This window comes from Acetobacterium sp. (assembly GCF_041752335.1).
Classification (GTDB): Bacteria; Bacillota; Clostridia; order Eubacteriales; family Eubacteriaceae; genus Acetobacterium.
Genome location: NZ_JBGSHG010000122.1, coordinates 1 through 16,501 on the forward strand (window position 1 = coordinate 1; position 16,501 = coordinate 16,501).

Annotated in this window: 16 protein-coding genes; 3 read left to right on the forward strand and 13 right to left on the reverse strand. The window is 42.6% G+C overall.

The features are described from left to right. The 4 genes from ACEW8F_RS14775 to ACEW8F_RS14790 all read right to left on the reverse strand — a co-directional run. Window positions 1–1,198, reverse strand: a 1,198-nt coding sequence (locus tag ACEW8F_RS14775; RefSeq protein ID WP_373484233.1) for a DUF2334 domain-containing protein, incomplete at its 3' end; no start/stop codon positions are given. Next, on the reverse strand, window positions 1,195–2,787 hold the full coding sequence (locus ACEW8F_RS14780) for a hypothetical protein (RefSeq protein ID WP_373484234.1): 1,593 nt from the start codon (window positions 2,785–2,787) through the stop codon (window positions 1,195–1,197). The genes ACEW8F_RS14775 and ACEW8F_RS14780, both read right to left, overlap by 4 nt. A 211-nt stretch (window positions 2,788–2,998) precedes the next feature. Beyond that, entirely contained in the window at window positions 2,999–3,919 is a 921-nt protein-coding gene (locus ACEW8F_RS14785; RefSeq protein WP_304886092.1) for a SufD family Fe-S cluster assembly protein, read from the reverse strand. Between the two features lie 4 nt (window positions 3,920–3,923). Next, window positions 3,924–4,652 (reverse strand): ABC transporter ATP-binding protein, encoded by a 729-nt coding sequence (locus ACEW8F_RS14790; RefSeq protein ID WP_373484235.1) that lies wholly within the window; start codon window positions 4,650–4,652, stop codon window positions 3,924–3,926. 351 nt (window positions 4,653–5,003) lie between these two features. Here ACEW8F_RS14790 and ACEW8F_RS14795 point away from each other — a divergent pair, with 351 nt between their 5' ends. Genes ACEW8F_RS14795 through ACEW8F_RS14805 form a run of 3 tightly spaced genes read left to right on the forward strand, consistent with a single transcriptional unit; the run spans window position 5,004 to window position 6,957 of the window. Next, window positions 5,004–6,380 (forward strand): FAD-dependent oxidoreductase, encoded by a 1,377-nt coding sequence (locus tag ACEW8F_RS14795; protein ID WP_373484236.1) that lies wholly within the window; start codon window positions 5,004–5,006, stop codon window positions 6,378–6,380. 35 nt (window positions 6,381–6,415) lie between these two features. Next, a complete protein-coding gene (locus tag ACEW8F_RS14800) occupies window positions 6,416–6,643 on the forward strand; it encodes a rhodanese-like domain-containing protein (protein WP_373484261.1) in 228 nt (75 codons plus the stop codon). Window positions 6,644–6,660: 17 nt separating this feature from the next. Beyond that, complete coding sequence (locus ACEW8F_RS14805) at window positions 6,661–6,957, forward strand: ArsR/SmtB family transcription factor (RefSeq protein WP_373484237.1); 297 nt, start codon at window positions 6,661–6,663, stop codon at window positions 6,955–6,957. Window positions 6,958–7,044: 87 nt separating this feature from the next. Here the strand turns inward: ACEW8F_RS14805 and galE are convergent, their stop codons facing one another. The 9 genes from galE to ACEW8F_RS14850 form a co-directional block, all read right to left on the reverse strand. Then, a complete protein-coding gene (galE, locus tag ACEW8F_RS14810) occupies window positions 7,045–8,034 on the reverse strand; it encodes a UDP-glucose 4-epimerase GalE (protein ID WP_373484238.1) in 990 nt (329 codons plus the stop codon). Window positions 8,035–8,132: 98 nt separating this feature from the next. Next, on the reverse strand, window positions 8,133–10,778 hold the full coding sequence (gene ppdK, locus ACEW8F_RS14815) for a pyruvate, phosphate dikinase (RefSeq protein ID WP_373484239.1): 2,646 nt from the start codon (window positions 10,776–10,778) through the stop codon (window positions 8,133–8,135). 5 nt (window positions 10,779–10,783) lie between these two features. Next, window positions 10,784–11,587, reverse strand: a complete 804-nt coding sequence (locus ACEW8F_RS14820) for a pyruvate, water dikinase regulatory protein (protein WP_373484240.1) — start codon at window positions 11,585–11,587, stop codon at window positions 10,784–10,786. Between the two features lie 12 nt (window positions 11,588–11,599). Continuing rightward, window positions 11,600–12,238, reverse strand: coding sequence for a helix-turn-helix transcriptional regulator (locus ACEW8F_RS14825; protein ID WP_373484241.1), 639 nt, complete (start codon window positions 12,236–12,238; stop codon window positions 11,600–11,602). A gap of 123 nt (window positions 12,239–12,361) precedes the next feature. Beyond that, complete coding sequence (locus ACEW8F_RS14830; protein WP_373484242.1) at window positions 12,362–12,940, reverse strand: helix-hairpin-helix domain-containing protein; 579 nt, start codon at window positions 12,938–12,940, stop codon at window positions 12,362–12,364. A gap of 1 nt (window position 12,941) precedes the next feature. Further along, on the reverse strand, window positions 12,942–13,793 hold the full coding sequence (gene hisJ / locus ACEW8F_RS14835) for a histidinol-phosphatase HisJ (protein WP_373484243.1): 852 nt from the start codon (window positions 13,791–13,793) through the stop codon (window positions 12,942–12,944). Between the two features lie 109 nt (window positions 13,794–13,902). Further along, window positions 13,903–14,661 carry an amino acid ABC transporter ATP-binding protein gene (locus ACEW8F_RS14840; protein ID WP_373484244.1) on the reverse strand — a complete coding sequence of 253 codons (759 nt, stop codon included), beginning with the start codon at window positions 14,659–14,661 and terminating at the stop codon, window positions 13,903–13,905. Between the two features lie 10 nt (window positions 14,662–14,671). Beyond that, on the reverse strand, window positions 14,672–15,334 hold the full coding sequence (locus ACEW8F_RS14845; protein WP_373484245.1) for an amino acid ABC transporter permease: 663 nt from the start codon (window positions 15,332–15,334) through the stop codon (window positions 14,672–14,674). A 322-nt stretch (window positions 15,335–15,656) separates the two neighbouring features. Beyond that, window positions 15,657–16,487 (reverse strand): transporter substrate-binding domain-containing protein, encoded by an 831-nt coding sequence (locus ACEW8F_RS14850; RefSeq protein WP_373484246.1) that lies wholly within the window; start codon window positions 16,485–16,487, stop codon window positions 15,657–15,659. Window positions 16,488–16,501: the final 14 nt, after the last annotated feature.

A 16,501-nucleotide genomic window follows, 5' to 3' on the forward strand; every position in this document is an offset into this window, starting at 1 on the left:
GCAGCGGCATAATAATGGTGGTATTAATGGGATAATTGCCAAAGTTGCGATTCTGGCTGCTGGTACCGGCAATCGTTTCAAGACTGATTCCCAGGCTGGCCCAACGCAGCGCCCAGGTTTCTTTGCTACCTGGCTCAGTAATACCAGAATCCGGCAGGATAATCCCTGATGAAAAAAGATTTAAGGGATTAACGTTGCTGACTTCATCAAAGAACAGGCTTTCTCCAGTTGTCAGACCGAGAGGATAGACGCCATTTTCGACCATTTTGGTGATGACCGCATACATTTTTCCCGATAGCATCGCATTGCCGTCGCTGACGGTAATGGGGCTGGGGCGGTGGACAATGATGGTACCATTTCTTGACTGTACATATCGCAGCACCTGATAAAACCGGGCCATAGCCGGAAAATCCATGTTATCATCGATGGGAACCACCCCCAGGGCAAAGGGGATACCGCTGGCGTAAAAAGCATCACTGGTTTCGATGACCATATTTAAATCAGAAAAGGGATAAATATCCGGGATTAACAGCGTCATCTGGGTCGTTGCTGCCAACCCAAACCAGTCTTTCAGGATTTGCCCCAGGCCCAGAGTAAACCCCGGATCACCAATCAAGGTCGGCACATAGGTCAGCCGCTCCATGGTTTTTGAAAACGGATAGGCGGCTGTCCCAACCCCGATGGTCGTTTCTTCGGAACCAGGCTGTTCATCAATCACCCGTAAATCATCGATCCAGATGCTGTTGATTGCCAAGCCATTAAGATTTACAGACACCGTCCGCCCCATCTGACGGCTAATCGGAAAACTGTCCAGACCGGGGATCAGTCCCGGAGCAGCAAAGCCGATATAAAGCAGTGCTCCGGAATAATTCTGACAATCATTACTAAAAGTCGGGTTGGCGATGGGGTTATCTGTGTTTTTTAAGACGATCACTTTTTGATAGTCGGACATCCGTCCAGCGCTGTAATCATCGATGGCAACTATTTCCGCCGTTCGGGACAGGGTGCTCAAAAGAGTTTCCACTGAATTGAGATTATTGCGGTTAATCGTGTCCACTGCTAACTGGTCATAGATCACTAGCACATCCTTTGTGTTTAAGTTGCAATTTTCCTGATTAATCGCTTCCTCTCCATAAACCACTGACATCGGCAGAACAATTAAAACCAGAGTAATTAAAATTAGAATACTCCTTTTCATAATCGATATCCCCCCTGATCTTTGTTCTTATTCTTGTTCCGGTTTAAAAACGCCTGCTTTCGAGCCTTCCAATCAACCTTTCGCAATTGTTTTGCGAGCCAATGGATGAATTTTCCCAGAATAACGAATGAAATCAGATCAAAGATCAGCGAAAAAATAAATAAATGACCCAGGGTATCGGTATCCCCGGAGGTGATAATCGCGACATACAATTCCCAGAGTCCGATGAACAGCCAGGTCATCAGTCCCACAAAACGTAGGGTATTGCGTTCGTTTTTTTCGATAATACCTTTTCTGAAAAAGCGGACGTAAACCCCAATAAGGATCCCCATCCAGATGATGATAAAGCCAAAATTCCCCGGCAGGTAATTGGCTTTAAAGTAACTCCAGGCGGTAAAAAAACTGGTCTGGGCTCCCGGCGGATAGCCCGCGGTTGTTTCGTAATTGCCGAGCCACGCTGGCCGGATATTAAAACTGCTGTCCACCGAGCGATTGAACATTTCATATAATTGGCCGGGATTGGCGAGATAATAAATCGCCACTCCAGTGGGGTTCACCTTACTGAAGAAAGCATTCTCCATCTCCTGGCTGTCCATGGTTTCCGGCGAAATCGCCTGATAATAGGAGGTTCCGGTTAAAACGGCGTACTGGGGATTGATTGAAAATTCTTCCAGGGCTTGCTCCGGATTTTCGGCTGTCATCAATACCCCCCGGGTCATACTATGGTAAGCACTTAGCTTTGTCAGTCCATTGGGCATGACAAAAAATGCTGCCAGCGACGATAGCATCAGCAGGGTACCGCAAATAACACAGATTCGTTGATAGTGTTTTTTTTTATCCACATATTTGAGATTGATCCCCAGAATTCCCAGAAAAAGTCCCAGCAAAGTATATTGCTGGTTCAAAAGACAAAGCAACAGCGCACTTAAGAAAAAACAGCCGATCAGGAGATAATCATTCAGTTTTTCCTGCCCCATTAAAATAAGTGAAGATCCCAGAATGATTACCAGAAAAAAACTGAGTGCCTGGGGGTAAAACGAATTGATCCAGGCGGTGTAGGCCGTATCCCCGAAAATAATCACCCCCAGACCAACAATGACATAGGTCCATTTGGCGCGCTTGCCATAGGTAACAGTTTCAAATAAAAAGTACATCGCGATCAGATAAAACAACGCGATGACAGCGCCGTAAAATCGTATATCAAACCGCCAATCCCAGGTATAGGCGATATCCAGATTTTTTGCGGCCTCAAGAAAGGGCGTCTGAGAGGTAATCTGGGCTATCCCAAAATCGTTGTAATATTCCATAATGCCCCAGTTTTTTTGGAAAAATAAAATAGCTTCTTTGGGGCTGAGCTCGCCGAGATTATAGAGATTGCTACCTGAAATAATCGCAGCTGTGCTGCCGTCATCGGCCATCCCGATGACCGGGGGTAAAAACAAGACCACTAAAAGCAGAACAAATAAAACAAGCACTCCCAAGGTCGATGGTTTTAATAAATAATCAAAAGCCCACGCCCGAATTTTGGAAATGCTTTGGTTTAATTTTTTCTCTGGTCGAAGGGTATTGATGTCCATATTTCTATTCATGATGCGTTTCCCCTTAAGAATCTCAATTCTATTTATCAGTTTAACATAGCACTTATTACTTTTATATCGTCGCTGACTGAATCTTAATGTCAGAATTTCGATAACTACATGATTTCTTACCCGATTGCGACGTTTATATTCAGCTTGTTTCAGATCCGTTAAAAAAAGAACCTCTGACTCACTAATCAGAGGTTCTCAGTATCTGGATAAATTAATTTAAAAAACCATCAATAATTTTTGCTTCGGCTTCCCCTTCGGTTAAGCCCAAAGTCATCAGCTTAATCATCTGATCACCGGCAATTTTTCCGATCGCCGCCTCATGAATCAGGGTGGCATCCAAACTGTTTGCGGTTATTTCCGGAATCGCACTGACGACGCCATGGTCCATGATGATCGCATCACACTCGGAGTGACCCATACAGCGGGTATTACCGTTAATTTTTGAAATAAAGGTCTGTCGGGAATAATCCCGGGCGACAGAACGGGAAATCAGATTGACGCTGGAATCTTCGCCATCCATATCCACTTCAAATTTGGATTCGGCAAATTGTTCACCATGGGTCATCAGTTTTTCTTTGATAACCAGCTTTGCGCCATCTTTAAGTTTGGCGGTGGTAAAGCGTCGGGTGGAATCAACCCCTTTGATCTGGGTTGTTTCCATTTCCATGTAGCTGCCTTCTTCCTGAATCACCTCGGTGACCGGATCAATAACCCGTTTACCGGTTCCTGTTCCTTCGCCAATGTGTTTTTCAACGTATCGTACCTTGGAATTTTTTCCCAGAAAGAACCGATGAATCCCGTTATGCTCAGATCCGTCGCAACTGTCTCCGGTGCTGACTCCACAGCCGGCAATGATGGTGATATCAGCATTTTCGCCGATAAAAAAATCATTATAGACCAGATCGTGAACCCCGCTACATGAAACCAGCGCCGGGATAAAGACGTTTTCTGATTTTGTATTGGGTTTAACAATAATATCGATACCAGATTTATCTTCTTTGCTGACGATCTCAATGTTTTCACTGGACTGTCGGGACACAGTTTTGCTGTTTTCACGAATATTATAAGCCCCTTTTGGCATTTCATCCAAGCCGCTGACTTCTTTTAATAATTTTTTTGCTATATCATTCATATCTTTATGCCTCCAATATTTCTGGACAGTATAAACAATTTTTGGGATCTTCACAATGGAGGAGCTCCGGTAATACGCTTTCTTTGGCACCCCGCTTAACAATGGCACCATTTACCATCGCCACAATTTCATCAGCCACGTCCAGAATCCGCTCCTGATGAGAAATAATAACAATGGACCGCTCTTCATTCTTGTGCATTTTCATAAACACATCTATTAAATGATTGAAACTCCATAAATCTATACCTGCCTCCGGTTCATCAAAAATAGATAAAGCCGTATTTCTGGCAATAATGGTGGCAATTTCAATTCGTTTGATTTCACCTCCAGACAACCCATCATTGAGTTCCCGATTAATATAATCCTTGGCACATAGACCAACGTCAGTCAGATAATGGCTAGCATCCAATGCTGATAGATTTTCTCCTTTAGCAATGTTGATCAGGTCATGAACGGTGATTCCTTTAAACCGCACTGGCTGCTGAAATCCAAAGCTGATACCTTTTTGCGCCCGTTCAGTGATCGATAAATTGGTTATGTCTTCTCCATAAAATGTTATTTTACCTTTGGTCGGTTTCAAAACCCCGGAAATAATTCGGGCCAGCGTTGATTTTCCGCCACCGTTAGGTCCGGTTATGGCGATAAATTTACCTTTTTCAATCGTTAAATTAACGTCTTTCAAAATTTCTTTTTCATTTTCCACTTCAAATGAAATATTCTCAAGCTTTAACATTTTTTCTCCTCATCTGTTCTTTTTCAAAGTTTTTCTCTTATTCATTATAACAAATTTTCATCAATTGTAATACTGATTATTTGTAGCAGTTTAGTTCTCAACTAGACTATTTTAGCACTTTTTTTGAATATGTGAACTGATTTCCTGGGGTAAATTTTTATCCAAGGAAAAAAAACTGTATAATTACTCTTTAGACCGGTTTTCTTACTGTTATTCATAGCAGGAATCATGAAAACATCATTGCTTTTGAATCATTGATTGATTATAATGTATATAATATTACGACTAGGTAAAATATTTTTATTTCTCAATACTACGAAAAACATTCTGATTTAAATAAAGGAGAAAACCATGAAAATTATAGTCATAGGGGCGGTCGCCGGGGGCACGTCTGCCGCAGCAAAAGCCCGGCGAAATGATGATTCGGCTGAAATAATTATCTACGAAAAAGATCAGGATATTTCTTATTCCGGATGTGGTCTTCCTTATTTTATTGGCGGAAAAGTCTCTTCCATTATGGAATTGACCCCAAGAACAACCGAATTTTTTAAATCCAAATACAATATTGATGTCCACATCCGGCATGAAGTCTTGAAAATTAACATCCCCGGCAAAACGGTTGTCGTTAAAAACCTGGAAACCGGAACTGTATTCGAAGATCCCTATGACAAACTGATTCTCAGCACCGGTGCCCAAGCTTTTGTACCGCCGATTAAGGGAATCGATCTGGATAATGTTTTTTTTCTCAGAAATGTCCAAAACGCCTTGAAAATTAAAGCTTTTATGAACAGTCATCATCCCAAAACCGCCGTGGTAGTGGGAACCGGCTTTATTGGTTTTGAAGTGATGGAAAATCTAATGGAATGCGGCATTAAGGTAACCCTGGTGGAACGGGCTGGTAAACTGACCCCAAACCTTGATGAGGATATGTCTCTATATCTTGAAAAAATGCTGAGTCAAAAAGAAATTCCGGTGTTTAAAAATGCCAATGTGGTGGAAACCACCAGCCAGGGCGTAGTTCTGGAAAACGGTACCCTGATTGCGGGCGAAATGATTATTGTCGCCACCGGGGTTAAACCCAATGTTAGCCTTGCCAGGGAAGCCGGTTTACTGTTGGGTGTTACCGGTGCCATCCGGGTTGACGAGCGGATGATGACCATCGACACTGATATTTACGCCTGCGGCGACTGTATTGAAACCTGGTCAACGGTTACGAAAAATCCCCATTATCGTCCGCTGGGTTCAACCGCCAATAAAACCGGTCGCATCTGCGGTGATAATATTACCGGTGGAAATGTGATTTACCCCGGCAATCTGAGCACCGGTATTTTTAAGATCTTTGATATCAGTATCGGCAGTACCGGTTTGTCGGAAACCGAAGCCCGCAACGCCGGCTACGATATCGAAATTTCTCATAATATCAAACCCAATCAGCCCGACTATTATGGTGGTCGGGAAATGCTAATCAAAGCCATAGCCGACCGGGCCACCCAAAAACTCCTGGGGGTCCAGATCATCGGATATGAAGGTGTCGATAAACGTCTGGATATCTTTGTCACCCTGATTACCTATGGCGCTACCGCAGCTGAAATCTTCAATCTGGATTTAGGCTATGCTCCGCCGTTTTCAACTACCAAAGATCCGGTTCACTATACCGGTATGATCCTGGATAACGCCCTGAATAAAGGGCGAAAACTGATAACCCCTCATGACTTAAAAAAAAACTGAATAATGGGGAAATCGTTCAGATCATTGATACCCGAATAACTGAACAATATACTGCCGGTCATCTGGCAGAGGCAGAAAACATCCCCCATGAAGAGCTACGGAACAAACTTAATCAGCTTGATCCGTACCAGCCGGTGATTACCTATTGTAATAAGGGGACAACTGGCAATGCAACCCAGAATATCTTACTTAACCACGACTTTAAAAACGTTTATAATCTCTCTGGCGGCTTCAAGTTTTATGATGCTACCAGAGAAGATTAACAGAAAAGAGGCAATTTATGAATGCTGATGATGTTTCAGTAAAAATCTTCAAAGCGTTGGGACATCCGGTTCGCTTACAAATCGTAAAATTTTTATTAAAAGAACCCCAATGTGTATGCGTGCTGAATCAGTTATTTGACTACAGTCAGGCCAATCTTTCCCAACACCTGAAAATACTCCGGGAAGCTGGAATTCTTGAGAATCAAAAGATCGGTGTGGAAATGCACTATTCGGTAAAATTAAAGGGCATTGAAAAACTCCTGGCTACCATGGATCTAACCGCAGCCGAGTATTTCAGCACCCTGGAATTCTAACTTATTTTGTTTTTTATCTGATCGCTTCTGAACCTAACCATAACGATTAATTATTAAGCTGTTGACTATTCTGGATTTTAAACAAGTTTATTCACCGTAGCCCTGGGGGCGGTTTTGATGCCATTTCCAGGCTGTTTTTATGATATTGTCTAAATCTGAATGGGTCGGGGTCCAACCCAATTCTTGCCGGGCTTTTTGGGATGAGGCAATCAGTTCGGCCGGATCTCCGGCTCTTCGACCGGCTACTTCCACGGTAAACGATTTTCCGGTCAGCGTCTTTGTTTTGGCGATGACTTCTTTAACGGAAAAACCTTTGCCATCCCCTAAATTATAAACATTACTTTCGCCTCCGGCCAGCAGTTTCTCCATCCCCAAAATGTGGGCAAAGGCAATATCCATGACGTGGATATAATCCCGGACACAGCTACCATCGGGAGTCGGATAATCTTCACCGAAAATACTTATTTTTTCCCGCTGTCCCAATGCCGCTTTCAAAATCAACGGAATTAAATGAGTTTCGGGATTGTGATCTTCGCCTATTTTTCCGCTGGGATGGGCACCCGCGGCATTAAAATAACGGAAGGTCATGGATTTTAAGCTATAAGCCATATCCATCCACTGAAGCATTTTTTCTACCGCCAGTTTTGTCTCACCATAGGTATTGGTGGGATTTTTAGTGCTGCTTTCAGTAATGGGACTATCATCGGGTTCCCCATAAACAGCTGCGGTGGATGAGAAGACAAAGCGCTTAACCCCATGTTCCACCATCGTTTCCAGCAGACAAAGAGTGCCATAGACATTATTATGATAATACTTGATTGGTTGCTCCATCGACTCTCCCACCAGGGAATTAGCGCAAAAATGCATGACACCGCCAATCCGGTGGTCCTGAAAGACCCGGCTGAGAAAATCCTGATCCCGAATATCACCTTCTTCGATAATCACCTCTTGGGGTACAGCTCCCGGGTGCCCAGTTGAAAAGTTATCCACAACCACCACCTCATAGCCCTGATCCACCAGCACACTTACCACATGCGATCCAATATATCCGGCCCCGCCACATACTAAAATTTTCATCGTGTTCCTCTATTTCTATTTTTATTATTTAATCCGTATTCTTCTTTATTATAGAACTTTTTCTAAAAAAAAGAAACCCCGAAGGGTTTCTTGAGTGTTTATTTGTCGGTAAAGGCACTTTTGTTGTTGCTTAAAGCGGCCTGAGCTGCGGCCAGACGGGCGATTGGCACCCGGAATGGTGAGCAGGAAACATAGCTTAATCCAACCCTGTGGAAGAAGAAAATCGATTTGGGATCGCCACCGTGTTCGCCGCAAACCCCGATTTTAAGATCAGGCTTGGTTTTACGGCCCAGGGTCACACCCATTTCAACCAGTTTACCAACACCTTCGACATCAATGCTCTGGAATGGGTCATTTGGCAGAATGCCTTTTTCCTTATAATCGGTAATAAACTTACCGGCATCATCCCGGGAGAAACCATAGGTCATTTGGGTCAGATCGTTGGTTCCAAATGAGAAGAATTCAGCGGTTTCGGCAATTTGATCGGCGATCAGGGTGGCCCGGGGAATTTCCATCATGGTCCCCACCAGGTATTCGATATCCGATTTTTTCTCAGCTTTAATCACTTCAGCGGTATTCCTTACCACCTTGTCCAGGTAGGTTAACTCCTCATTAATTCCAATTAGGGGAATCATGATTTCCGGGATCACATTGAAGCCAAATTTTTCTTTTGCTTCAATAGCAGCTTCCATAATGGCCCGGGTTTGCATTTCAGCAATTTCAGGATAGGTAATCGCCAGACGACACCCACGATGACCCAGCATCGGGTTGAATTCTTCCAATCCCTGAATAACGGTAATCATATCTTCCACCGCAAAGCCCATATCCGCTGCCAGTGCTTCGATATCTTTGGTTTCTTTCGGCAGGAATTCATGAAGTGGTGGATCAAGCAAACGGACGGTAACCGGTCGCCCTTCCATGGCTTTGTAGATACCGATAAAGTCTTCTTTTTGCATCGGTAGAATTTCCGCCAGGGCTTTTTCCCGCTGTTCTTTTGATTCTGAAAGAATCATCCGGCGGACGCTTGGTAGCCGATATTCATCAAAGAACATATGCTCGGTTCGGCACAGGCCGATGCCTTCTGCCCCAAAACCGACAGCAACGGAAGCGTCTTTAGGGGTGTCAGCATTGGTTCGGACTTTCAGTGTTCTGAATTCATCCGACCAGGCCATGATTTGTCCGAAATGTCCTGACAGCTCTGGAGTGACGGTTTTAATGCCACCCTTGTATACACTGCCGGTGCTTCCGTTTAAAGAGATGTAATCCCCTTCTTTAAAAACTTGATTGCCGACTGTAAATTGTTTGGCCGCCTCATCCACCTTGATTGATTCGCATCCGGCTACACAACATTTTCCCATCCCCCGGGCGACAACCGCCGCATGAGAGGTCATTCCGCCTCGGGCTGTTAAAATCCCATTGGCGGCATACATGCCTTCAATATCTTCCGGTGATGTTTCTTTTCTGACTAGCAGCGTTTCTTCACCATTGGCGACAGCGGTACAAACCGCTTCAGCGGTAAAGTAAATTTTACCGGTGGCGGCTCCCGGTGAAGCCGGCAGACCAGTAGCCAGCAGTTCAGCTGCTGTTAATGCGGCTGCTTCAAAGGTCGGGTGCAGCAGTTGATCCAAGGCGATAGGATCGAGTCGCAGAATGGCTTCTTCTTTTGTGATCAGCCCTTCTTCGACCATTTCTACGGCAGCACAAATGGCGGCAGCAGCCGTTCGCTTACCGGTTCGTGTTTGCAACATATAGAGCTTGCTTTTTTCAATGGTAAACTCGATATCCTGCATGTCTTTATAATGGTTTTCCAGTAATTCGGCGGTTTCATGGAATTGTTTGTAGACTGCTGGCATAATATCTTTCAGTTCATCAATATCTTTAGGTGTCCGGATTCCGGCCACTACATCTTCGCCCTGAGCATTGATCAAAAATTCACCAAACAGTTTTTTCTGTCCGGTGGCGGGATTTCGAGTAAATGCTACCCCAGTTCCGCAATCATTTCCCATGTTACCATAAACCATCGACTGAACATTGACAGCGGTGCCAATATCGTGAGGAATATCATTCATATTTCGGTAGCTGATGGCCCGGTTGTTATTCCATGATCTGAATACTGCTTCGATGGCCATCAATAATTGCTCTTTGGGATCCAAGGGGAAATCTTCTCCGGTTTCATCTTTGACTATTTTTTTATAGGCAAGAACAATTTCTTTGAGATCGTCGGCGGTCAGTTCGGTATCGTCTTTGTAGCCATTTTTTTCTTTGGCCGCTTCCAGAACATGATCAAATTTTTCTTTGCCAATTTCCTGAACTACATCCCCAAACATTTGAATAAAACGGCGATAACTGTCAAAAGCAAAACGTTCGTTGCCAGTTGCTTTAGCAATACCTGCTACAGTTTCATCATTAAGTCCTAAATTTAAAATGGTATCCATCATTCCCGGCATGGAGAACTTAGCTCCAGAACGAACCGAAACAAGTAAAGGATTCTCGACATTGCCAAATTCTTTTTCGCATTCTTTTTCCAGAACACTCATGTAGTCATTAATCTGACCCACAATTTCATCGGAAAGTTTTTTATCCTGATTGTAATATTCAGTACAGGCCTCGGTGGTAACGGTAAAGCCTCCTGGAACTGGCAAACCGATGTTTGTCATCTCTGCCAAACCAGCACCCTTCCCCCCTAGCAGTTCCTTCATGTTCGTATTACCTTCTTTAAACAAATAAACCCATTTTTTTGACATTTCCTCTACCTCCTCATTATATTTGCAAGTATTATAGCTGCAATTTCTTCAATTGCTTTTGATGTGACGTCAATGACAGTACACCCTAATTTATCGAAAAGCTGTTGTGCTTTTTCTAACTCCAACATTACTCTTTCGTAACTTCCATAGCTTGATGTTCCGGTGAGCCCCATGGCCCGGATTCTTTCTGATCGGATATTCACCAGATGATTCGGATCCAGAATCAACCCAAATATTTTATTGTTTGAAATCTCAAATAATTCCTTTGGCGGTTCAACCTCTGGCATTAACGGAATATTAGCGACCTTGTAATTATTGTTGGCCAAATAGATACTGATTGGTGTTTTTGATGTTCTAGATACCCCTATCAGAATAATATCGGCCAGATCCAGGTCAGACGTGTTTTTACCGTCATCGTATTTAACAGCAAACTCGATGGCTTCAATTTTTTTCACATAATGAGCATCCAGTTCCCGACTAGCCCTCAGATTTCTGACCGGTTCTTCACCGGTAATACTTCTCAGCGTCTCCATCAAAGACCCCATGACATCATATATTGGTACACCCTTAATTTCAGATTCTGTTTCCATATGATGCTTTAGTTCGATTGATGCAAAACGATACACCACCAATCCATTTTCCTGTTTAGCCAAATCCAACAGGTAGTCAATACTCAGTTTATCATCCACAAAGGGATGAAACCGTACTTCACGGATGGAATTTTCAAATACACTTGTTCCTGCTTTTACCAGCAGTTCACCAATTTCGGTGGGTGTATCGGAAACGACGAAAATTACAATGCTCTTCAATTTTCAACCTCTTTATTCTACACTTTTCCCCATGTTCACCACATAGCGGGTAATATTTGTTCGGGAGACCTTGCCAATCAAAACTAAACGTGAAGCACCCTTTTCGTCAATTTCTTTTGTAACAACGGGAAGCGATTCAACCTCATAAAACATCGTTTTGTAGGCGGCATCATACACGGTTTCAGTTGGTTCCAGATAGATGATATTAGGCATCCGAGTCATGATCATGGGGATCGGCAGCGATTCTACCTCTTTTCTTCCAATCATGGCCTTTATAAAGTCCTTTCGGGACACAATCCCGGACAGATACTTCCCATCAACCACATACAAGGTGCCGGCATTTTTTGTAAACATAGTAATAATGCCGTCGTAGATTGATGATGTTTCCTCAACAACTGTCGGCTCCGTTTGAATGTCCATAACATTGATAGTTTTAATATAACTACCCAAAATATTCAAAAGTGACCGCCCCGTATAATAATAGCCGACTTTTCGTTTTGCTTCTAAAATACCCATCATGGTCAGTATTTTAAGATCAGGTCGAATCGTCGCCCGATTGATATTGAGCAGCTCCGAAATTTCGTTGCTTTTTACGGGTTGCCTTTCTTTTACAATCTCAATTATTTCTTTTTGTCTGTTTGATAACTCCATCTTCAACCCCTTAAACTGTTTCTGTTATTAAGTATAACACATATCATTATATTGTAAACAGATAAATTATTTTTTTAAACTATTCTGATAATTTTTTATCATTATGTTTGTATGTAACCTTTTTCATATAACTATTGACTCGAATAATCCTTCATATATTTTATCACCAATCCGTGTGACATTCTTTAATTCTTCCAATTGCTTGAAACCGCCATGCTTTTCCCGGTAATCAATAATCCCCTGAGCAATAACATCCCCTACACCTGGCAGACTTTTCAATTCTTCCAGGCTGGCCGTATTAATATTGATTTTCGTATCTTCACTGACCGACCCAGGTTCCGAAACTTCGCCAATGGTGGGTATATGAATTTTTTCTTCATCCTGCAATTTTCTGGCCAAATTAAGAGAATTGACATCGGCGGTTTCTGTTAACCCCCCCACCAATTCAATAGCCTCAATCAGACGAGCATTCTGATTTAACAAAACCACACCGGGCTGATTAACAGCACCTGTGATATGGACCATCACTTCGCCCTGATCCGATTTGTGCTCTTCGCCCTTATCTTCATTTAAGGAGATGGAATCCGATATCCGCATTGTCGCATCGTTGACCTCTCTAAAATGATACCAACCCCAAAAAACGCCCAAAAAAACAAGCACGATGAGAATGTACAGGATTTTATTTCGATCGAGCTTATCCATGTTACACTCCCAGAGACTGTGCTTCCCATCGGCCTTTTTTTAGTATCCAATATTCGTGATAGCCACATTCTTCTAAATACACTTCTGCCTGATTATACCCATAGACAATTCCCTCAACGCAGTGGCTGTCGCCTCCGATTGTGATGGGAATATGTCGTTTTTTCATTTCGGATATCATCCAATCAGAGGGATAACGTCCCACCCCGGGAACCCGCATATTTGCGCCGGTATTAATTTCCATCCGCGTCTTCGTTTCGGCAATCCCATCGAGACAGGAACGAACCGTATCCTGATACCAGTTATCATTCTCATCAAAAAAGCAATTGTTCTGGTTGTATTTTTTGATGAGATCAATATGCCCCAAGATATCGGGTTCAAAGGTTTTCACCATATTTTTAATACCCCGATAATAGTCATAAATAAACGCCTGATTATCACCCTGATAATATTTTTCGATACCCCGCGCAAAATCCCGTTGGGATTCATCAATATAGGAAACATCATCCCCGGTTGTTTTTCCCAGGGTATGAATGGACATAATGGTATAGTCCAGCCGGGGCAATACGGCTTTGGCAAGATCGCTGATATCCTGACGGTCGATGAAAAAGTCGATTTCCATGCCGCGGTAAAGTTCAATTTGTGATGCATACTTTTCTTTCAGATTTTTGATGTCATCCAGATAATTCTCTAATTTTTCTTGTTTCATTGTCCAGTTATTGGTAAATGGCAGAGGAAAATGACTTGACAGACCCAAACTGGTTAGTCCTGCCGCAATTCCGGCTTGCACCATTTCTTCAAGGGTATTCTTGCCATCGCAATAATCTGAATGAACATGATAATTTGCCAGTAACATTTTGATCCCTCCAAAAGTTTGCATGTGATGATTGTATCACGACATGTATTGTAAAGCAAATAAAAAAAAATTGTCGAAACGACAATTTTTTATGGGTTATATGGGTTATTTATAAAATTTTATTGAGAAAGCTTTTGGTTCGCTCTTCTTTGGGATTAAGAAGCACTTCTTCGGGGGTTCCTTCTTCACAGATCACACCGCCATCCATAAAAATAACCCGATCTGCCACTTCCCGGGCAAAGCCAATCTCATGGGTAACAATGAGCATTGTCATCCCTTTTTCAGCCAGTTGCCGCATAGTTGCCAGAACTTCGCCAACCAGTTCGGGATCAAGCGCTGATGTCGGTTCATCAAACATCATGATTTTGGGATCCATGGCCAAGGCTCTGGCAATGGCCACCCGCTGTTGCTGACCGCCGGATAAACGAGAGGGGTATTCGTCTTTTTTTTCAGATAGACCAACCATACTAAGTAGATCTAAGGCTCTTGTTTCAGCTATTTTTTTATCAATTTTTTTTACAATCAGAGGGGCAATAGTCACATTATCAATTACCGTCAGATGAGGAAACAGGTTAAAGCTCTGGAAAACCATGCCCAAGTCAGCACACAACGACTGCACCGTCACCGGATCTATCTTCATCTGATCCTTATTGTTGGCGCGTTTATCGGTAAGCACATCCTCAATATAAATTTCTCCGTCTGATATCCGTTCCAGTTGATTAAGGCAACGCAGCATGGTACTTTTTCCGGAGCCGCTGGCACCGATTATACAGACTACTTCGCCTTGTAAAACCTCAAGATTGATACCCTTGAGTACTTCCAAATCTCCAAAGGATTTTCGTACGTTTACTAATTTTACCATACTCATATTCATTTCCCTATCTTTCGTAAATTCCCAGTTTCTTTTCCATCTTATCAAATACTACCTGGATAATCGTTGTTAAGAATAGATAAATGGCGGCTGCATAAATGTAGTAAATCCATGACCCAGTTGCACTTGCCATTGTTTTTGTGGTTCTTAATAAATCAAATAACGCGATCGTCGATACCAGAGAGGTATCTTTTAATAGCATAATCAGCTCGTTGCCCAAGGGCGCTACCAGTCTCTTATAGGTTTGGGGAATAATAATCTTTGTCATTGCCTGGCGATAGCTCATTCCCAAAGCTTTTGACGCTTCCATTTGCCCACCATCGATAGATTCAATGGCCGCCCGAATAATCTCTGCCAGATATGCTGTAGCATTTAAAGAAAAAGCTACAAAAGCTGCAATCATAGGATTAACTGTGAATGTTGCCCCCGTCGCATCCAGATAAATAATCGGAATGGCATAATAAATAATAAATAATTGGAGCAACATTGGCGTTCCTCTGAAAAACCAGATGTAAAACCATGATAGCGCATTGGCTGCCTTATTTTTCGAGAGCCGCCCCAGAGCGACAACTACGCCAAAAATCGCACCAAAAATAATTGCTACAATTGCAATCTCTAAAGTTACAATGGTTCCATCAAAAATTGCCCATAATTGGGTTTCATTTAACACGTTGATCTTCCCTCCGTCATAGAAATTTGAACTCTGACCCATGTCAGACTGCAGACAAAACCTTTTTCAACCATACCTAAAAATATTAATCCGCATCACTGAAAAAGACATTAACAGCTTAATTACTTTGTCTACAACCCTCACGGATATTTGCTCAGACTATATCTTAGAAACACACAGGTTGACTTGCTTCTTTTGGGTCTAAAATGATTATCATCATCGAAGAACCCGTGATCTGTCACCCTGTAAACATATGAACAGGACTTGTCACAGAAACTGTACCAAGTCCTATTCCATTTAATTTATTTAGTTATTGGAAATCCTATTCAATGACAACCAGTTTGGTATCGATATCTTTTGTCATATCCTGACCAAACCATTTCATCGAAATTTCTGTCATCTTGCCGCTTTCCTGTAATGTTTTAATAGCTTCATTAAACTTTTCAGTTGTAGCTGTATCTGCCAAGCGTGAGGTTATTCCAATCGGTTCATTGGTTAAAACATCAGAGCTGACCACATACAGATCAGGATTTTGGGCAACATAGTACATTGCTACCCCGACGTCGGTAATGACGTTATCGATTTGTTTTCCTTGAAGCGCTGCGAATGCATCGAGCATACCGTCAAATTTTTTAATCTCAACATTGACGCCTTCATCCAGCTTTAATTTTTCTGCTGCAATATCAGCAGTGGTTTCAATTTGAGCACCCAGGGTTTTTCCTTCAAGTTCTTTGAAAGTTTTAACTGGAGTTGCATCTTTTCTTGACACAATTACAATCCCGTTGGCAACGTAAGGATCACTCATGCTGAAGCCTTCAAGACGTTCTGGTGTAATACTTGTGCTTGAAATAATGGCATCATATTGTTTGGCATTTAAGCCATTGAAAATACCATCCCAGGCAACTGTCTGGAATTCCACTTTAACCCCTAATTCCTCTGCTAAAGCATTTGCGAAGTCAATGTCAAACCCAACAAGTTCGTTTTGATCATCTCTGAATTCCATTGGCAGGTAGGTATCATCTACACCCACACTTAACACGCCATCCGCTAAAGCATCTTCTGATGTTTTGGATCCTCCGGTGGAACATCCAGTCAGAACAAGTGCCGATAACAGTAAAACAACCAGTGATAGACCTAATAATTTTCTTTTCATAGTCTTCTCCTTTC